We start from the raw sequence: 20,803 nt of genomic DNA on the forward strand, positions 1-20,803 counted from the left end.
TATTACAAAATTATTAAGTTTATGTTAAATTTTTGTATTATTAGTGTATTTTTGTATTATTTTTTCTGCACATCTTATACCATCAACTGCTGCTGTAACTATCCCACCTGCGTATCCAGCACCTTCACCACATGGATATAGATTCTTAATACTTATTGATTCTAAAGTATTTTCATCTCTTACTATTCTTATTGGTGATGATGACCTAGTTTCTACTCCGGTTAAAACAGCATCATACATTGCAAATCCATTTAATTTTTTATCAAGAGATATAAATGCTTCTCTCATAGTCTCTGTTACAAAGCTAGGTAAACATTCGCTTAAATTTGTAAGTGTATATCCCGGTCTATATGATGGCTCAACACTTCCTAAATTTAAAGAAGCTTTATTATTGATAAAATCTCCAACAAGCTGAACTGGTGCATTGTAATTTTTTCCACCTAGTTCAAAGGCTAATTTCTCATATTTCTGTTGGAAATGCACACCTGCTAGTGGATTATTACTATTAAAATCTTCTGGCGTTACATTTACTAAAAATGCACTATTTGCATTTACTTTATCTCTTGCATGTTCACTCATACCATTTGTAACTATTTCAAAATCATTTGATGTAGATGCTATGACACTACCTCCTGGACACATACAAAAAGTATATGCTGTTCTTCCATTTGAAACATGCTCTATAAGTCTATAATCAGCAGCTCCTAATCTAGGATGATTATAAAACTCCTTATACTGTGCTTTATTTATTAAATCTTGTGGATGTTCAACTCTAGCTCCTATTGCAAAAGGTTTCTGAACTATTTTTACACCTCTTGAATACAACATTTCATAAGTATCTCTTGCACTATGCCCTACAGCTAATATAATCGTATCTGTATCTATTTTTTCGGTATCATTTATTATTACAGATTGTACAGAATCATTTGATACAACTATATCTGTTACTTTTGAATTAAATCTAACTTGACCACCTAAATTTATTATTTCATTTCTTATATTTTTAACTACATTTTTTAATATATCTGTTCCTACATGTGGCTTATGTGAGTATAATATTTCATCTGGTGCTCCAAACTGAACCAATTCTTCTAATACTTTTCTACATCGTATATCTTTTATTCTAGTTGTAAGTTTACCGTCCGAAAAAGTTCCTGCTCCACCTTCTCCAAATTGAACGTTTGAATTATTTTTAAACTTTCTAGTTGTCCAAAACTCACTTATATCTTTAGTTCTATTGTCTACATCAAGACCTCTTTCAAGTATGATTGGTTCATAACCCATTTGAGCTAAAATCAAACCTGCAAACAAACCTGCTGGTCCACTACCAATTACTAAAGGATTATTTTTTAATTTTTTATCACCCATGGTTACATTTACATATCTAACTTCCTTTATTTTTGTTACATCTTTTATTTTTGAGTTGAGTATTTTATTTTCATCTTTAACTTCTACATCTACAGAATAAACAAACTCCATTTTTCCTTTTTTTCTAGCATCTACAGATTCTTTATATATACTATATTTAACTAAGTTTTTTTCTTTTATTCTTAGCTTCTTAAGTACAATATCTTTTAATAAAGATATATCTTTATCAATTCCAAGTTTTATATTAGATACTCTTAACATATTGTTTTCCTCTCTTAGATTGTAATATAAAAAAGCTAGGGTTATTCCTAGCTTTCTACAAATATAACTTCTATATTCTCTTTTACTAGATTTTCTACCCAAATCTCATCTAGCACAAAATTCTTTATTTTGTTTACAACAAGTGCTTTATCTAAATTTTTTTTCAAATTTTTTACTAAGACCATTGCTTCAACTGATTTATTCAATCTTTCAACATACAGAGAATTAACTTTAATTAATACAACCCTTAATTCACACAAATATAGCTCTTCACTACCTAAGGTAATTTCATCATCATATTTATACACACTAAATTCATATATATTTTCATAAGGTGTTATATTTTCTATTCCTATATAGTCCATTTACTTATCCTTTTTTAGTTATAAGACCTCTTATAACTTTCATGTTATTAAATACCTTTTCTAAGAAGTTTTCTGCTTCTTCATTATCTAAAAGATTCATTTCAAGGTTTTCATTTTCTACAATACCTTTAGATTTACAGTACTCTTTAGCAATATTTATTAGTTCAATTTTTTTATCCATAGATAAATCAAACTCTTTATAGTCTATTATTATATATTGTTTGGTATCAGGGGATACACCATTATTATATCCTATTTCTATATGATAAATAACTGCATATATTTCTTCTCCGTTGTACACAGGTACTGCTGGGTTAGATTTTATAAAGTTCGTTGACACAGCAATTGCATTTCCTAAACTAAGACTCATTATTAATACCTCTTTCTAAACATTATACATATATTATACTATATATTCTTTATCTATGACTTAAAGCTTTTTATAATTAATTAAGATATTTTTAAATCTTTGTATCTTTTTCCTAGAGTGCTAGAGCTTATATCGTATTTTTTTGATATTTGCACTTGAGTTATAGGTTGTCCTGCTTCTTTCTTAACATAATATTCAACAGCAGCTGCCCAACCATTTTCAGCTCCTTTTATATTTTCATGATTTTTCTTATATTCATTCCAAAACTCTATACATGCATCTATATTTTCTTTTTCTACATTTTCTTTAAGAGTATCTAAAACCTTACATTCTTCTTCAGCTAATCCACTTTCTGAATTAACTTTTATATCATTTTTTTCTCTTTCTCTCTTTAAGTATTCAGCTATACTTGGGTCTAAAAGCTGTTGTATATACTTGTATAGTATATGTGTATGATAAATTAAGAACGTCTTCATATCTTTGTATACACCTTGATATTGATTGAATAAATTCATAATATCCTTTAAAATTATATCTTTAACCTCATTTGATATACTTATAGTTACATCTATCAATATGTTAATTCCTTCAATATCAACTATTCTAGCTATCATACAACTTCCGATTTTAAAACTTCTTAAAAGTTTTACATCTTCTGTATAAAGTTCATTCCCACTCAGACAATCTTTTAAGACTACTCTTCCAACAGAAACTTCTTTTACCTCATAAATACTTACATATGATTCAAATAGACTTTTTAATATTGATACTTCTGATTGACTTAGGTTTGCACCATTTTCTTCAAGAAAACCAACTGTCATAACCTTTTTATTTTCCATTATGTGGTCTTGTATTAAATAAGTATTAAAAAATCTTTCAAACTTTTCATTTACACTATCATTATGCATTATATAAAACATTTCTTTAGCTTTTTTACATTCGTCTTTAAACTTATCCTGTCTTGAATAATCATATAACTTTGAATATAAATCTGTATATTGTTTTTGTGAAAGTTCAGTTTTTCTGCATGCTCTTTCTGAAACAATATCTTTATTTAAACAACATTTCTTGTATTTTTTGCCACTTCCACAAGGGCATAGCTCATTTCTCCCTAACAATATGACTTCCACTCCCTTATTATTAAATTAAAGTACAATTTGTTATTATACCATTTTTTTATTAATCCATCTATAGTATAAGTAAATATTCTCTTAAATTCACTTATACTTTGGTACAATATATTAACTTTAATTAGGATTTCGATAAAATCACTAACAATCCCTCTTATAGAAATGGATTATCGTAAAACTAATTCCTCTATAAAATTTTATTAATTGATAATAGTTTTTTACTTTATCTATTCTTTTTTGTTATATGACTCTAACTGTCATTTTACATTCAACAATATTATCTTTTTCTTGTTTATATTCATTGGAAATATTTTGAGCATCAAAATTATTAGTTTTTAATTTATTGATTTCTATCTTTTCAAGTTTATTGTTTAGTTTTAACTTCTTCATTACACCTTCAAGTTTCAATACATTTTCAAGTTCTCCATTAACTTTTATTTCTAAATTAACTTGTTTTTTATTATGATTATCTAAACTACTTTCTTGATTAATATATTCTATGTTCACAATATCTCTCAGTCCATTTTCTACTAATAACACTATATCTTTATTTGTTTTTTTATCTAAAAATGAATTATTAAAATTATTTTTCAATTCTTCATTTTTATTTAATTCAACACTTTCTATATATTTATCATCTTTATGCTTATTATCCTTTATTTGATAATTATCTTGACTATTTATTTTATTTATTATATTTTGCTTTTCATTCTCTAAACTAGTTAAATTTTCTCTCAAAGGACTTACTATTATATTAGTTGCTAACATAATAGCTAATATTAACAATATTTTAAGTAGATTTTTTTCTCTATTATTTAATCTCAAAAATAACCACCCATCTAACTTTTTATTCTAAATCTGTAATATTCTCCATCTCTTACAATGCTATCTATGTAATAATATTTTATATACTTTATTTTCCTTAGATTCTCTAAAACATCTAAATCATTACACACACCTTCCATCTCCAACTTATTTTTATCTATTAAGATTCTAGTAATACTATTTATTCCAACTATTTCATATATTTTTTTTATTTCATTAATTTTTATTTTAGAAAATTTCTCTCTAGTTTTATCTGTTGTTGGTACAGTGCGTTTTGATTCATTCACTAACTTATTTTGACTTATATAATCTTCAAGTTCATTTATAGATTTCACATACATAAACGATTTAAATAAAATACACGTTAAAATTAAGACTATTATTACATTATAGACTTTATTACATGGTTTAGTTTTTTTGAATCCATTAAGAAAATTTATTGTTTTATATACTTTCATTTAAATAATCATTCCTATACTACTTATATAATTTATGCTACTATCTTCTAAGCCTGTATCAAAATTATTTTCTACTTTTACTTTATCTTTTAATCTTAATGGATTTACTTCAATAGACTTATCTGTATATTTAAAGTATTCTTCAATAAAACAATCTTCTATACCATAGTAATAAATGTACTTAAAATTCCTTAATATCCTTTTTACTGACTCATATGATTTTATTTCCTTTGATAGCAAGTATGTTTCTTCTATTTTTTTATCTTTCGCTATATTTATAATGAACTGATTTTTTTTACATTCTATAAATACTCCTTCTTCTGAAAAGTTGTCTATTAAATCTAAGTTTATAAGCTTTTGTAATATATCAAAATTTATATTTATAGCCTTTGGATTCATGTTTAGACTTTTTGAAATACTTTCAACTAATTGAATAATACTCTTTGGAAAAAGAATTACTTGTATATTCAATTTATCATTGGTAGAATTTATAACTTTATATTTTATTGAATAGCTATTTATATTTATTGGGATATATTGTGTTATTTCAAATTCAATCATACTTAATATATCTCTTTTTTTCTTAGTATCTAGAACTTCAACATTTCTAATGACTATATCTTGAATTTGAATGTTAAAGTATAAAGTTTTATATGATATTTTTAATTTCCTTATCTCCTCTTTTACAAATCTAACTACATCTTCTATGTATTTAATCTTCTCAACCGAATCACTATCATTTTTTATATTAAAATTAATCTCTTTTATAATTGATTTATCTATAAAAACTTTTTTATGATTTTTTCTTAAAAATATAAGCCTTATATAATCATCATTTATCTCTAAATTTAAAAATTTTTTAATTATAGCCATCTCCTTCTTAAATAAAAACAAATTTTAAAATTTATAACAATCTATATAAAATACTATTTTGGATAAAATTGTTTAGAATTTATATTTACACTTATATCCGTTCCGTTATCACTTATAACAAGTTCAAATTTACCTGATGTACTCTGAGGAACTGGAACAGTATTTAAGTATCCCTTTTCCTTTAATGACTCTACACTTAGTGATTCTGCTATCTTTTCATCATCATTAATTGCCATACTAGCTGCTGTTACTATATTAGCGGCATTTGTATAGTCTGCATTTAACTTAGCACTTTCTTGAACCTTACTGTATTTAACTAATGCTATACTAGATATAACTCCTAAAATAGTTACCACTACAATCATTTCAACAAGTGTAAATCCTCTTCGTTTTTTATTTATCAATTAAATATTCTCTCCTTTTCAAAAGTTTTATCTAATAAAATTTATTTTTCTCCCTAAAAACTAGTAATTGCATCGAACATAGGAATAACCATTGCCAAAATAAAAGTTCCAATAATTAATCCCATAAAGATAATTAACATAGGTTCTATAAATTTCATTATTTGCTCTATTTTGCTATTTAATTCATTTTCATAAAATTTATTTATTACATCTAGACTTTTATCTAGTTTACCGCTTTCTTCTCCTGTATTTGCCATTGAAATAAATAATTTAGGAAAAATATTCGCTAGATTCAAGGATTTACCTATGCTATTGCCTTTTTTTATATAGTTATTAGAAATCTTTAACCTTTCGTAAATAAATTCATTGTCTATAACACTAGCTGACATGTCTATAGCTTCCACAATTTGTATTCCACTACTAATCAAAATAGACAATGCTCTTGAAAATCTTGTTGTAGCTACTAATTGATTAATTCTTTTTACAAATGGCATTTTGAACTTTAACAAATTAATCAATTTTTTTATATTATCATTTGTTACAAAGAAATAAATGCTTCCTATTGAAAACAATATAAGACAAAATATCAGATAACCTAAATTATTTGTAACTATTGTAGATATTCCCATTAAAACTTTAGTTATTAAAGGTGGTTCAATTCCATTACTGGTAAAAACCACCTTAAAATTAGGTATTACAAATATAAATATAAATAGCATTGATAAGATAGATAATACTATAAGTATTATTGGATAGATTGAGATAGTTATTATTTTCGTTTTTAATTTGTATTCTTTATCATAATAGTTAGACAAATCGCTCATTATTACATCTAAGTTTCCACTAGCTTCTCCTGCTTTTATCATGCTTATAAAGAATTTAGAAAATGTACCTGTTATTTGAAATGATTCTGCTATTGAGTTACCTTTTTGAATATGATTTGATACTATATTGAGCAAATTTTTTACTTTTTTATTGGACTGACTCTCAATGATTTCAAATATCTTTGTAATTTCACATCCTGATTCCAATAGTATGCCTATCTCTTTGCAAATTATTCTAATTTCTTTATCACTAATTCTATTTAATACTAAATAAAACTTTTCTAAATTATAAAATATACTTTTAGATAATCTCATGTACTATAATACCTTCCAACTTATATTAATTACAATTAAATAAATTTAATACTTTCTAATTTAATGCATTTAATTTTATTTTACTTGAATATAATTTATACTCAAACACTTTAATTAAAATAAATTAAATGAAGTCCAACTGTCTAAAAGAAGTTTAACTATACAATTCAGTTAAATCATTTCATTTACTACTAAACATTCTTCTAACGTCGTTATTTTTTCATTTATTAGTCTTTTACAACTATCTTCAAATGTTATCATTCCATTGTTTTGTGCTACTTCTTTAACAGTACTAGAATCCTCCATATTTCTTATACATGTCTTTATATCATCATTGATTTCTAAGATTTCATAAATTGCTGTTCTTCTAAAATATCCTTTATCATTACATCTTTCACAACCTACAGCTACTGTAGTATTTACGTCTCCACTAAAATTATCTTTTATCATAATCTCATGACTACAATGATTACAAACTTTTCTAACCAACTTTTGAGATATAACACCTATAAGAGAGGCATTTAAAAGATATGGTGGTATTTGCATTTCCAGTAATCTAGCTATAGAAGATACTGCATCATTAGTGTGTAAAGTGCTTATAACTAAATGACCTGTTATAGCTGCTCTTACTGCTATCTTAGCTGTTTCTGCATCTCTTATTTCTCCGACCATTATTATATCTGGGTCTTGTCTTAATATCGCTCTAAGACCAACCTCAAAACTCAATCCTACTTTTGAATTTACTTGAATCTGACTTATACCATCCATCTTATACTCTACGGGATTTTCTATAGTCATTATATTTTTATTTATACCTTTTAAATCATTCAATAAGGAATATACTGTTGTAGTTTTTCCGCTACCTGTAGGACCTGTGACTAATAATATTCCTGCTCTTTTGTTTATTATATGATTTATAGATTTTATAGCTTCTTCTGAAAAACCAAGTTCTAGTTTATCTTTTAAGAAAGTATCTCTATTAAGTATCCTCAAAACGATTTTTTCACCATAGACAGTTGGTATTGATGAAACTCTAATGTCAATTAAATTACCACTTAACTTTATATCTACTCTACCATCTTGAGGAAGCCTTTTTTCTGTTATATCCATTGATGCCTTTAATTTTACAACTGTAGATAACGATGGATAGACATCAACCAAAAACTTTGATACTTCCTTTAGTTCTCCATCTACCCTCATTCTCACTATTAAATGTTCTTTAAATGGTTCTATATGTATATCACTCGCGTTTTCTTTTATAGCTTTTTCTAAAAGATTTTCAAATAATTTTTTTGCATAATCCTCATCAAGTTCAGAACTATTGTAATATTTTTCAATCTTTTCACTTATAAGTTCTTTTTTCTCTTTCTTCAATATAATTTCTTTACCTGTAGCTAATCTCAAGTCCTGTAGAGCATATATATCTTCATCCTCTATTTCTACAACTAAATTATCATCTTGAAATTCAACTGGAAATACATTATATTTTTTTGCAAGTTTTTCTGGTATTAACATTGATAAACTGCTTTCCTCTAATATAATCTTAATCACCCTTTATATACTTTAATTTATTAGGTATATTCATTTTTTTCATAGAGATATTTTCTTCAGTTTTTATGCTTATTTTCATTGGATAATTTGTTTGTATGCTATCTAAATATTTACTCCCTTTATCTACATAATTAGATAGTTTACCTTTATCCCCAATGCATTTTATTTCATATGGTTGTGCTACAGGAACTCCATTTATATTTATATGGCTTCCTGCAAGTACGACTTCCGAATATTGATTAATTCTTTGACCATTTATTTCTATGTATTCTCCTCCATTTACTTTTAATTCATTTATAACTTTTACAAGAATCTTGTTATAGTCTATACTATTAGCTATATTCCCTGTTTTTTCATCTATTGCATCTATACTTAATATTATTCCACTACCTTTTATATCTGAATATGATAGACTATCTCTAAGAGTTTCTATTTCTGATATTTCTTCAGAATTTTTTTGATTTTTTTTCATTGAATCAATCTCTTTATCTAACTTACCTTTCTCTTTGCTTAATTCTTTTATAGATTTTTTTGTCATTTTTATTTCTTTTCTTATTGACTTATCCTTACTTGTATAAACTGTTTCTTCACTTCTATAATCTCTAAATATGGTTCCAACAAGTATACCTAAAATAGTACTTGCTAGTATTATAAACACATATTGTTTTTTCATACTGTATTGCTCCTTACAAATTTATTTTTATGTTATAATTTTTAATTAAATATTAAACATTTACATACGCTTATTATATCAAAATTGTATATTAAAATTCATCTTTAGTATATAATATCATACATTAAAATCCTATCGCTAATCTACCACCTATATTGTACTGTTTAAGTATAAATAAGTGAGCCACCAAAAATCCTCTTACTTTAGATATAGAGATAGTATCAAAAACAGTAAAATGGCATAGCTCCAAAGCTACACCAGTTTACTAAAAATTATACATTATAATTGATATTCATTTTAAACATATGTGTTTATATGTTTTCCTCATATTTTAAAATTCTCTTAATTAGTTTGTCTCTTAATTTTCCTACTTCATCAAATCTCATATTAGGGATATAGTAACTTTCTATAATATCATGTTTGGACTTGGCTCTCTTAAGATTTAACACAGCCCAACAAATTAAATCATCTAAGACTTTTTCATCAAACTTAATATCCTCTTCATACTTAAGTAGTTTTTCTCTATTCAAAAATTGATTTAAATCAATTGTATCTTCTTCTTTAAAAATCGTGCTTATTGTTATACCTATATCTAAGTCAGTTAATACTACAGTCTCAATTTTCTCTGGAATAAGTGGATAATGATAAACTTCTACATTTAAACCTTTTTCAATTGCTTTCTTATATACTTTGTTTAATAGTGTAGTTTTCCCAGTTCCTATTTCTCCAGCTAAACAATAAACTTTCTTTACATCTTTTAAAATATTTTCTGTATAATCCAAACACCCTACAGGAGTTATAGCTGAACCAAATAAATGCTTTTCTCTTTTTAAATTTCCTGTGCTTTCAACTCCATCAAACAAACTTTTTATAAATTCTTCTGTGATTAGATTCACTTTACCATAGTCCATACAATCAGAATATTTTTCTTCTATATCTCTAAAGATTGGTTCTGCTGATTTTAAAAACTTAAATGCTCTTTTAAATGCATTACTAATATCTTTATCGTAGACTAATATTTCCTGTCTATTCTTTTCTAACTCTTCTGTATTCCAGTAATCACCTAAATTAATTATCTCGTCCAAAGCTCCAGGTAGCTTTGGGTCCCTAGTATGTGGAGCAGTTGCATCCATAAGTACCACGCCTAATTTCTTTATAACTAAACCATCCAATGAACTTGGGTCAGAAGGGCAGTAATATAAATCAATATCATATCCTCTATGCAAAAACTCTTTATAAATTTTTTTCATAAGCGAGGATTTTCCTACTCCAGGTCCACCCTTTAAACAAAAAACTCTTTTTACATTTTCAGGAATTATATAGTCAAAAAAAGAATATGAGCCCTGTGATGTGTTTCCACCCGGAAATGCCTTCTTTACCTTTCCTTCCATATTAGCGCCTCCTCATAATTTACAATATCTCTTAATTAAGATATTCATATTATAAGAGTTTTATTACAGCTTTATACTTTTGATAAATTTAAAACTTACCATCTAATACTAATAACATGTTAATCTTATCTAATTATTATAGGTTTTTATACTATATCTTAGCTTTTATCGATAAATATAAATTTAACTATAAAGGTGAAATTCCTTTTCCTAACTGATAAGTTCTTTTTTTACTTTATTTTCATAAAAACGTATTGTAGCATTAATTTAGTATTAAAAACTAAAAGGATGCCAAAAAATGACCATTAAAACCATTTTTAGGCATCCTATATTTTATTTTGATATTAATACAATTAAAACTAATCTAATGTTATTTTACATAGATTATCTAAACAAGTATTATGGCAACATTTAATATTTTAAATTTAATCTACTGTTATCTCATATCCATGTTGATTGTATTGATTTACAATTTCTTCCCACAATTCTTCAACACCAGTCTTCTTTAGCGAAGAAACAGGAATTACTTTTTCGCTACTTTCCATTTGTAATTTTTTTCTTATTATACTTATGTGTTTTTGATATTGTCCTCTAGATATTTTATCTGCCTTAGTTGCAATAACTACACAGTTATATCCAAAATGCTTTATCCATTCATACATAAGCTTATCATCTGCTGTAGGTTCATGTCTAATATCTACAAGTAGGAATATAGAACATAATTCTTGTCTACTTTCTAGATATCTTTCCATTATACCTCCCCACTTTTCTTTTTCAGACTTAGCTATCTTTGCATATCCATAGCCTGGAAGGTCTACAAAATAAAATTCATTATTTATTAAATAAAAATTTATAGTTCTAGTTTTTCCTGGTGTTTGACTAGTCCTAGCAAAGTTTCTTCTGTTAAGCAATGTGTTTATTATTGATGATTTTCCAACATTTGACCTACCAGCTAGTGCTATCTCTGGAATTCCTTCTGCTGGATACTGTGATTTATTCACAGCACTCATAGTTATCTCTGAACTTCTAATTTTCATTCTTTTCACCACTCTTTAATAAAGCTTGTTCTAATACTTCATCCATATGTTCTACAAGAACAAACTCCATTTTTTCTTTTACATTTTCTGGTATTTCATCTAAGTCAGCTTCACATTCTTTAGGAATTAATACTTTTGTTATACCAGCTCTATGAGCTGCTAATAATTTTTCTTTAACCCCTCCTACTGCTAACACTCTACCTCTTAAAGTTACCTCTCCTGTCATGGCTATATTTCCAGGTACAGGTCTTTTAGTAAGTGCTGAAATTACTGCAAGGGCCATAGTTATACCAGCTGATGGTCCATCTTTTGGAACAGCACCTTCTGGAATGTGTATATGAATATCATTAGTCTTATAAAAGTCAGGGTCTATGTCAAACTTGTCCACTATTGACCTTATATAAGAGATACCTGTCTTAGCAGATTCCTTCATAACATCTCCTAGCTTTCCAGTTAATACAATTTCACCTTTACCTTTAAGCACATTTACTTCCACTTCAAGTGTAACTCCACCAACTGCTGTCCATGCAAGACCATTTACTAATCCTATTTGAGGATTAACTTCTGCAAGTTGATACTTAAACATGTCTTTTCCAAGATATGTCTCTAGGTCAGATTTATTTACAACAACTTCTTCAAGAGTTGGGTCTTCAACGTATTTTTTAGCAACTTTTCTACAAATCTTACCAATAGTTCTCTCTAAGGTTCTTACACCAGCTTCTCTTGTATAATGGTTTATTATACTTCTTAAAGTTTCATCATCTATTTTTATAAAGTTTTCTTTTAAAGCGTGTTCTTTAATTTGTTTTGGAAGTAAGTATTTTTTTGCTATATTTAGTTTTTCTTCTTCTATATATCCAGATACTTCTATTACTTCCATTCTATCTAATAACGGTCTTGGTATATTACCTAGACTATTTGCTGTTGTAACGAATAGTATTTTTGATAAATCAAAAGGTATTTCTAAGTAATGGTCTACAAAATCCTTGTTTTGCTCTGGGTCTAATACTTCTAACATAGCTGAAGCTGGGTCACCTTTATAATCCGCTGCCATCTTATCTATCTCATCAAATAAGAATACAGGATTCTTTGTTTGTGCTTCTTTTACTCCATTAATTATTCTTCCTGGAATTGAGCCTACATAAGTTCTTCTATGACCTCTTATTTCCGCTTCATCTCTAACTCCACCTAAAGATATTCTTACAAATTTTCTATTTAATGCTCTAGCTATTGATTTTACTATAGATGTCTTTCCTGTTCCTGGAGGTCCAACTAGACATATTATAGGACCTTTAAGCGACTTAGCAAGGGTTCTTATGGCTAGGTATTCTAATATTCTTTCTTTTACTTTCTCTAATCCATAATGGTCTTCATCTAATATAGCCTTTGCCTTAGTTATATCTAATTTATCTTTTGTTTCTTTGCTCCATGGCAATGAAAATATAGTATCCAAGTAGTTTCTACTTACAGATACATCTGGAGACATTGAAGATATTTTTGAAAATTTATCTATTTCTTTTTCTATTTTTTCCTTAGTTGTCTTAGGTGCTTTTATTTTTTTAAGCTTTTCTCTATATTCATCTGCTTCAGAATTTATATCTTCTTCTTCACCTAATTCTTTCTGTATAGCTTTTAATTGTTCTCTTAGATAATATTCTTTTTGAACTTTATTCATTTGTTTTTTTACTCTTAAAGTTATTTTTTTCTCTATTTTTAATATATCTATTTCCTCTAATAATATAGAATAGATAAGTTCAAGTCTTTTCTTAATATCAAACTCTTCTAATATTTCTTGCTTTTGGCTTGATTTTAGGTATATGTTTGCAGCTATTGTATCTATAAATCTATCTACATCCTCTATATCAGCCAAAGATATTAATATTTCTGGTGACACCCTGTTTCCAATATTTATATATTCTTCAAAGGCATCAAATACATTTCTTACAAATGCTTCAATTTCAATTTCTGTCTCACTATTTAGATTATCACTATCAAAAACTATTTCTTCTATTACTGCTCTAAAATACCCTTCTTCTTGTTCTATTTTTTTTACTCTACCTCTTGATACCCCTTCAACTAAAACACGAACTGTATCTCCTGGTAATTTTATCATTTGTTTAACTTTACAGATTGTTCCCACATGATAAAAATCTTCTTCCCCTGGCTCGTCAACTTCTGCTTCTTTTTGAGATGTTAAAAATATAAGCTCTTCATCCATCATAGCTTGGTCTAAAGCCTTAAGAGATATCTCTCTTCCTATATCAAAATTTAATATCATATATGGAAATATAGCTAATCCTCTTAGAGGAATTAATGGTAATTCATGATCTATTTTAGTATAATTTTGTTCCATCAACATTACTCCTTTTCTAGTGTAATTATTTTGCTTTTAATATTATATATTCGAAACAGTTAATTTTCAACATTAATGATAAATTCTTAGAATATTATATTATTATTTTATTATGATATAATATTAATGTTAGTATACTTAGATGTTATTTATCTTTTGGAGGTTTCTATTATGTTGAAATTATTTTTAACCTTTTTAAAAATTGGTGCATTTACATTTGGTGGTGGATACGCTATGGTTCCCCTTATACAAGATGAACTTGTAAACAAACAAAAACTTTTAGAGCAAGAAGAATTTATTGATTATTTATCCATAGCTCAAAGTTATCCTGGAGTACTGGCAGTTAATATCTCTGTATTATTAGGATATAAACTTTATGGTATACCAGGCGTTCTTATATGTACCTTAGGCTCTGCTTTACCATCATTTTGTATAGTCTTAGTACTGTCATATTTGTATTTTAAAAATTCCTCGTCTAAAATTTTAGATGGATTTTTTAAAGGAGTTGCACCTGTTGTAATAGCTCTTATATTGTATTCTTTTACGAGCATGTTTAAGAAACTGCCAAAGTCCAAAACTAACATACTACTATTAATTATAGCAGTTTTATCTGTTGGTGTATTCAATATAAGCCCTATTTATTTAATAATTGGAGGAGGTGTATACAGTCTATGTCAGAAATAACACTACTCTTCTTAATATTTCTTAAAATAGGAGCATTTAGTTTTGGTGGTGGATATGCTATGCTGCCATTTATTCAACAAGAGTTTATATCTAAACACCACCTTATAACTAATCAAGAGTTTTTGGATTTACTTGCTATATCACAATCTACACCTGGTCCTGTAGCAATAAATAGTGCTACATTCGTAGGATTTAAGACTGCAGGTTTCTTTGGTTCTCTGGCTGCAACTATTGGTGTCACGATTTTTGCGTTAATAGGTCTAACTATTATATCAAAGTTATTTTCTAAATTTAAAAACAATAAAAAAGTAGAAAACTTATTGATAGTTCTTAGACCAATTACTTTAGGATTCATACTATCAGCAGCTTTTTCATCTGCTAAAGAAGTTAATTGGGATTTATATGGAATAATTGCATTTATAGCGTCATTTTATCTTTTATATAAAGGAAAAATTGGCTCTATTGCAATTGTATTCGTCTTTGGTGTTCTAGGTATATTACTCACATTTTTATAATGCCGAGATTTAGTTTTATATTTAGTATATTAAAATAAAAAAAGGAGCTTTTAAAGCTCCTTTTCATCATCTTATGCACTTTCCTCTTGATCCTTAAGTACTATGATAGGATTTACTGAGTCTTCGTTCACAGATTTCTCTGTTACTATAACCTTCTTTATATTATCTCTAGATGGTACCTCAAACATAGTTTCCATCATTACACTTTCAACTATGCTTCTAAGCCCTCTAGCTCCTGTATTTCTTTCTATAGCCTTTTTAGCTATTGCACGAAGAGCATCTTCTTCAAATTCTAGCTCAACATCATCTAACTCTAATAATTTTTTATATTGTTTTACTAGAGCATTTTTAGGTTCCTGTAATATCTGCATTAATGCATCTTCATCCAGTAGTTCTAAAGTAGCTAAAACTGGTATTCTTCCTATAAATTCAGGTATTATACCATACTTTAATAAATCCTCTGGAAGTACTTTTTCATATAATTTTCCTAAATCTAATTCTTTTTTACTTTCTATTTTAGCTCCAAAACCTAGTGTTTTATCTCCACCACGTTTTTGAATTATCTTCTCTAATCCATCAAAAGCTCCACCTAATATAAACAATACATTAGTAGTGTCTATCTTCAAGAATTCTTGATGAGGATGTTTTCTTCCTCCTTGTGGTGGAACATTTGCAACAGTACCTTCTAATATTTTTAGAAGAGCTTGTTGAACACCTTCACCACTAACATCTCTAGTTATAGATGGGTTTTCAGATTTTCTTGCAATTTTATCTATCTCATCTATATATATTATACCTCTTTCAGCTTTTTCTATATCAAAATCAGCAGCTTGAATAAGTTTTAAAAGTATATTTTCAACGTCTTCTCCAACATATCCAGCTTCAGTTAATGATGTAGCATCTGCCATTGCAAAAGGTACATTTAGAGTTCTTGCTAGAGTTTGAGCAAGTAATGTCTTTCCAGAACCTGTAGGCCCTAATAAAAGTATATTGCTCTTTTGAATTTCTATATCCTTACTACTAGATTTTTTACTGTATATTCTCTTGTAATGATTATAAACTGCAACTGATAAAGCTTTTTTAGCTTTTTCTTGACCTATTACATAATCATTTAGAATCTCCATCATTTCCTTTGGTTTTGGTAAAGATGTAGTATCTTCATCTATAGTATCTTCTATTTCTTCTTGAATAATTTCGTCACAAAGTTCAACACACTCGTCGCAAATGTATACATTTGGACCTGCAATTAATCTTCTTACTTGATCTTGATTTTTACCGCAGAATGAACACTTTAATTGTCGTTTTTCTTCATATTTAGACATATTAACACCTCTCTCTATCTACGGTCTCTTTGTAAATACTTCATCTATTAAACCATATTCTTTGGCTTCTAATGCACTCATGAAGTTATCACGTTCAGTATCCATTTTAATTTTCTCTAATGGCTGACCAGTTCTTTCAGATAATATCTCATTTAGAGTTTCTTTTGTTTTTAAAATTCTCTTTGCATGAATTTCTATATCTGTTGCTTGACCTTGAGCTCCACCTAATGGTTGATGTATCATTATTTCACTATTTGGTAGCGCTAGTCTTTTCCCTTTTGCTCCTGCTGCCAACAAAAACGCTCCCATAGAAGCAGCCATACCTATACATATAGTACTTACATCTGGTTTGATGTATTGCATAGTATCATATATAGCCATTCCAGAAGTTATACTTCCTCCTGGAGAATTTATATATAAATGTATATCTTTGTCTGGGTCTTCAGCTTCTAAAAATAATAGCTGTGCTACTATAAGCCCTGCTGTGGCATCGTTAACTTGATCTCCTAAGAAGATTATTCTGTCTTTTAATAGTCTAGAAAAAATATCATAAGATCTTTCTCCTCTTCCTGTTTGTTCAACAACTACAGGTACTAATGCCATGGTTTTATACCCCCTTCATTCTATATAATTTACAGTAGCTTTTTCTAAGCTACTGTAAATTATTATACGCATTTAACTAAATTATATTTGCACATCATTATATACTAAACATTTCATAACGTCAACTATGTTAGTTAGCGTTTCTTTTATTAAGCTATTGTTGCATTCTCAACTAATAAATCTATTGTTTTTCTTATCTTTATTTGTCCTTTTATGTCTTCCTTATCAGCATCTCTTAAAGAAGCTTCTATTTTTTCTATTTCCATATTGTAAGCAGAAGCCATTTTCTCTAACTCAGATTTAAATTCTTCTTCTGTTGCTTCAATTCCTTCAGCTTTAGTTATTGCTTCCAATACTAGAGAAGATTTAACTAATTTTTTAGCATCTTCTTTTCTCTCTTCTCTTAATTCTTCCATAGTTCTACCAGTCATCTCCAATAATTGTTGTAATCCAAATCCTTGATATTGTAATTGATAGTTAAGTTCGTTTAACATATTATCTATTTGATGTTGAACCATAACTTCTGGTATTTCTATTTCTGTATTTTCAGCAACTTTTTCTACTACTGAATTTCTAGTCTCTGCATCTGCTTTATTTTTAGCTTCTTCTTCTAACTTAGCTCTTACATCTGCTCTTAATTCATCTAAAGTATCAAATTCGCTAGTATCTTTAGCAAATTCATCATCTAATGTAGATAATTCTTTTACTTTTACATCGTTTATTTTCACATTAAATACAACTGGTTTTCCAGCTAAATCTTGTGAGTGATACTCTTCTGGGAAAGTAACATTAACTTCTACTTCTTCACCAGCTTTTTTACCTACTAATTGTTCTTCAAATCCTGGTATAAATGTGTTTGAACCTATAACTAAGTTATAATTTTCACCTTTACCACCTTCAAAAGCTACACCATTCTCAAATCCTTCAAAGTCTATTATAGCTGTGTCTCCATCTTCTAAAGCTTTATCTTCTACACTTACTAATCTAGCATTTTTTTCAACCATTTCTTGTAGTTTAGCTTCAACATCTTCGTCACTTACAGTATTCTCCACCTTAGCTATTTCTATACCCTTGTAGTTTCCTAATTCAAACTCTGGCTTAACTTCTACATTAAGAACCATAACTAATCCATTATCTTTGCTTATTTCTTCTATATCTAAATCTGGATTGTCTATTGGGTCTATATCTAATTCCTTGATAGCTTCTGGATAAACTTCTGGGAATAATATTTCTATAGCATCATTATAGAATATGCCTTTTCCGTATTGAGTCTCTATAACAATTCTTGGAGCTTTACCTTTTCTAAATCCAGGTATATTGTATTTATTTCTGCTTTTATTATAAGCCTTATTTACTGCTGCTTCAAATTTATTGTTATCTACTGTTATTTTTAAAGTAACTTTATTACCCTCTTTTTTAATTAGTTCTGCTTTCATCCTTCTAATCCTCCTAGTGATATTTATGTAATACCCGATAATGGTATCATAATTCATTCTATTTATAATTCAACCACTTAATTATATCACATAAGTTTTTTTATTTACAAGTGTTCCATTAATATCGTTGTACTTATTTGATAAAATTTAATTTTTTGAGCGTTTTTTGCCATTTTTTTGGATAAATACACCTTTATATGCGTATTTCTTCAATATTTATCTCATCTTCTTCTATATCCATAATGACAAAACTTTTATACGATACTCCTCTTGGAAGTGAAATACTTCCAGGATTTATGTAAAGTACACTATCTTTAATTTCTCTAAACGGAGTATGGGTATGACCAAATATAACTATATCAGCTCCAACTTCAGTTGCCTTCTTTTCTAACATATGTGTACCATATTTTACACCATACTTATCTCCATGGCATAAAAATATAGTTTTATTTGCTACTTCAAAGATAACTTCTTCCTCAACAGCATCAAAATCGCAATTACCTTTAACTGCAATAATTCCTACATTAGTCATACTATGAATATATCTTGAGTCTGTAAAGTTGTCACCCGCATGAATTATTAGGTCACATTCTTTCAAATATGGTATTGTTTTTTCCATATTTTTAGTCATCATATGTGTATCACTCACTATGCCTATTTTCATTACTTCACTACCCTTTTTATAAACTCTTGTTTCATAAGTTTTAGTGCATTTGCTCTATGACTGATTGAATTTTTTATAACACTAGGTATTTCTCCAAAAGTCTTATCATATCCTTTTACTATAAATAAACTATCATATCCAAAGCCATTTTTACCCTTTTCTTCAAAGCCTATCTTTCCTTCACAGATTCCTCTTACTACAAATTCTTTTCCATCTGGAAAAACCACTGCTATTGCAGAGACAAATCTTGCATTTCTTTTACTCATTGGTATATTTTGCATAGCTTTTAATAGCTTTTTTCTATTTTCTTCATCTGTTGCATGTTCTCCTGCATATCTAGCTGAATAAACACCAGGTTTTTTGCCTAAAGCATCTACTTCTAATCCAGAATCATCTGATATAGCTATAAGTTTAGTCTTTTTGGCTATTGTTCTAGCTTTTATCAATGCATTATGTTCAAATGTTTTTCCATCCTCTACTATTTCTATCCCTGCTAAGTCAACATCTTTTAAAGAATATACTTTATATTCAAAGTCTTTTAAAATTTCGCCTATTTCTTCTAGTTTATGAGCATTATTAGTAGCAATCACTACTTCATTGCCATAATCCATACCTAATATCTCATCTGCTATTTCACCTAAAACTTCTCTTTGAAGCCTTATTAATTCTTTATTCCCTTTTTCTCCTAACTCTAACAATAAATTTAAATCTTTTCTCGAAAAAGGTTTCTCTTCTCCAGTCCCCTGTACTTCTACAAACTCACACTTATCAGTCATTATTATATTCATATCTACTTGTGCTTTAGAATCTTCTTCATAACATAAATCTAGCATGTGTATTTCATTTACTATACCAACACTAATTGCAGATACAAAATTTGTTATTGGCATTTCTTTTATTGTCTTTGCTTTATATAATTTATATATTGCTTCTGCAACTGCTACAAACGCCCCTGTTATAGATGCAGTTCTAGTTCCACCATCTGCTTGAATCACATCACAATCTACCCAAATAGTTCTTTCTCCTAACTTATTTAAGTCTACAACAGACCTTATCGCTCTTCCTATTAATCTTTGTATTTCTTGTGTTCTTCCGTCAATTTTTCCCCTAGATGCATCTCTTATCTTTCTTTGTTGTGTTGCTCTTGGCAGCATAGAATATTCAGCATTTATCCATCCAGTACCACTATTTCTTAAAAAAGGAGGAACTTTATCTTCTACTGAGGCAGTACATATAACCTTTGTCTCTCCCATTTCTATAAGAACAGAACCTTCTGCGTACTTTGTGTAATCTCTAGTTATCTTTACAGGTCTTATCTGTTCGTTACTTCTATCATAACTTCTGGTCATTTTTCATATCCTTTCTTATATTTTTTATATTT

21 protein-coding genes are annotated in these 20,803 nt (G+C 27.9%); 2 read left to right on the forward strand and 19 right to left on the reverse strand.

The features are described from left to right. Positions 1-24: 24 nt before the first annotated feature. The 14 genes from JJC02_16170 to lon form a co-directional block, all read right to left on the reverse strand. Positions 25-1,629 (reverse strand): hypothetical protein, encoded by a 1,605-nt coding sequence (locus tag JJC02_16170; protein ID UDN54386.1) that lies wholly within the window; start codon positions 1,627-1,629, stop codon positions 25-27. A 47-nt stretch (positions 1,630-1,676) separates the two neighbouring features. Beyond that, on the reverse strand, positions 1,677-1,994 hold the full coding sequence (locus JJC02_16175) for a hypothetical protein (protein UDN54387.1): 318 nt from the start codon (positions 1,992-1,994) through the stop codon (positions 1,677-1,679). Positions 1,995-1,998: 4 nt separating this feature from the next. After that, positions 1,999-2,364, reverse strand: a complete 366-nt coding sequence (locus tag JJC02_16180) for a hypothetical protein (protein ID UDN54388.1) — start codon at positions 2,362-2,364, stop codon at positions 1,999-2,001. An 80-nt stretch (positions 2,365-2,444) separates the two neighbouring features. Then, complete coding sequence (locus JJC02_16185; protein ID UDN56444.1) at positions 2,445-3,482, reverse strand: SEC-C domain-containing protein; 1,038 nt, start codon at positions 3,480-3,482, stop codon at positions 2,445-2,447. A gap of 252 nt (positions 3,483-3,734) precedes the next feature. Then, positions 3,735-4,319, reverse strand: coding sequence for a hypothetical protein (locus JJC02_16190; GenBank protein UDN54389.1), 585 nt, complete (start codon positions 4,317-4,319; stop codon positions 3,735-3,737). A 14-nt stretch (positions 4,320-4,333) separates the two neighbouring features. After that, positions 4,334-4,777: a hypothetical protein gene (locus JJC02_16195; GenBank protein UDN54390.1), complete on the reverse strand. Its 444-nt coding sequence runs from the start codon at positions 4,775-4,777 to the stop codon at positions 4,334-4,336. After that, a complete protein-coding gene (locus JJC02_16200; GenBank protein UDN54391.1) occupies positions 4,778-5,650 on the reverse strand; it encodes a pilus assembly protein PilM in 873 nt (290 codons plus the stop codon). A 53-nt stretch (positions 5,651-5,703) separates the two neighbouring features. Beyond that, the gene (locus JJC02_16205) at positions 5,704-6,054 is read right to left on the reverse strand and encodes a type II secretion system protein (protein ID UDN54392.1); all 351 of its coding nucleotides are present in this window, start codon (positions 6,052-6,054) and stop codon (positions 5,704-5,706) included. Between the two features lie 53 nt (positions 6,055-6,107). Continuing rightward, positions 6,108-7,193, reverse strand: a complete 1,086-nt coding sequence (locus tag JJC02_16210; GenBank protein ID UDN54393.1) for a type II secretion system F family protein — start codon at positions 7,191-7,193, stop codon at positions 6,108-6,110. A 171-nt stretch (positions 7,194-7,364) separates the two neighbouring features. Beyond that, entirely contained in the window at positions 7,365-8,744 is a 1,380-nt protein-coding gene (locus tag JJC02_16215) for a type II/IV secretion system protein (protein UDN54394.1), read from the reverse strand. Continuing rightward, positions 8,737-9,417 carry a DUF881 domain-containing protein gene (locus JJC02_16220; GenBank protein UDN54395.1) on the reverse strand — a complete coding sequence of 227 codons (681 nt, stop codon included), beginning with the start codon at positions 9,415-9,417 and terminating at the stop codon, positions 8,737-8,739. The genes JJC02_16215 and JJC02_16220 overlap by 8 nt, the downstream gene beginning before the upstream one ends. 311 nt (positions 9,418-9,728) lie before the next feature. Further along, entirely contained in the window at positions 9,729-10,808 is a 1,080-nt protein-coding gene (locus JJC02_16225; protein UDN54396.1) for an ATP-binding protein, read from the reverse strand. Between the two features lie 425 nt (positions 10,809-11,233). Next, positions 11,234-11,845, reverse strand: coding sequence for a YihA family ribosome biogenesis GTP-binding protein (locus tag JJC02_16230; GenBank protein ID UDN54397.1), 612 nt, complete (start codon positions 11,843-11,845; stop codon positions 11,234-11,236). Then, a complete protein-coding gene (lon, locus tag JJC02_16235) occupies positions 11,835-14,198 on the reverse strand; it encodes an endopeptidase La (protein ID UDN54398.1) in 2,364 nt (787 codons plus the stop codon). The genes JJC02_16230 and lon overlap by 11 nt, the downstream gene beginning before the upstream one ends. A 171-nt stretch (positions 14,199-14,369) precedes the next feature. Here lon and JJC02_16240 point away from each other — a divergent pair, with 171 nt between their 5' ends. Together JJC02_16240 and JJC02_16245 are read left to right on the forward strand one after the other, a co-directional pair. After that, entirely contained in the window at positions 14,370-14,882 is a 513-nt protein-coding gene (locus tag JJC02_16240; protein UDN54399.1) for a chromate transporter, read from the forward strand. Further along, a complete protein-coding gene (locus tag JJC02_16245) occupies positions 14,870-15,397 on the forward strand; it encodes a chromate transporter (protein ID UDN54400.1) in 528 nt (175 codons plus the stop codon). The genes JJC02_16240 and JJC02_16245 overlap by 13 nt, the downstream gene beginning before the upstream one ends. A 71-nt stretch (positions 15,398-15,468) precedes the next feature. Here the strand turns inward: JJC02_16245 and clpX are convergent, their stop codons facing one another. From clpX to rph, 5 genes are all read right to left on the reverse strand, one after another. Continuing rightward, complete coding sequence (gene clpX / locus JJC02_16250; GenBank protein ID UDN54401.1) at positions 15,469-16,719, reverse strand: ATP-dependent Clp protease ATP-binding subunit ClpX; 1,251 nt, start codon at positions 16,717-16,719, stop codon at positions 15,469-15,471. Between the two features lie 18 nt (positions 16,720-16,737). Continuing rightward, on the reverse strand, positions 16,738-17,322 hold the full coding sequence (clpP, locus tag JJC02_16255; GenBank protein ID UDN54402.1) for an ATP-dependent Clp endopeptidase proteolytic subunit ClpP: 585 nt from the start codon (positions 17,320-17,322) through the stop codon (positions 16,738-16,740). A gap of 149 nt (positions 17,323-17,471) precedes the next feature. Continuing rightward, positions 17,472-18,758 carry a trigger factor gene (locus JJC02_16260; GenBank protein ID UDN54403.1) on the reverse strand — a complete coding sequence of 429 codons (1,287 nt, stop codon included), beginning with the start codon at positions 18,756-18,758 and terminating at the stop codon, positions 17,472-17,474. Positions 18,759-18,951: 193 nt separating this feature from the next. Next, positions 18,952-19,422 (reverse strand): metallophosphoesterase, encoded by a 471-nt coding sequence (locus JJC02_16265; protein UDN54404.1) that lies wholly within the window; start codon positions 19,420-19,422, stop codon positions 18,952-18,954. Further along, positions 19,422-20,771 (reverse strand): ribonuclease PH, encoded by a 1,350-nt coding sequence (rph, locus tag JJC02_16270; protein UDN54405.1) that lies wholly within the window; start codon positions 20,769-20,771, stop codon positions 19,422-19,424. Before rph ends, JJC02_16265 begins: the two co-directional genes overlap by 1 nt. Between the last annotated feature and the right edge of the window lie 32 nt (positions 20,772-20,803).

Origin of the sequence: Clostridioides sp. ES-S-0054-01, from assembly GCA_021561035.1 — a bacterium.
GTDB lineage: Bacteria > Bacillota > Clostridia > Peptostreptococcales > Peptostreptococcaceae > Clostridioides.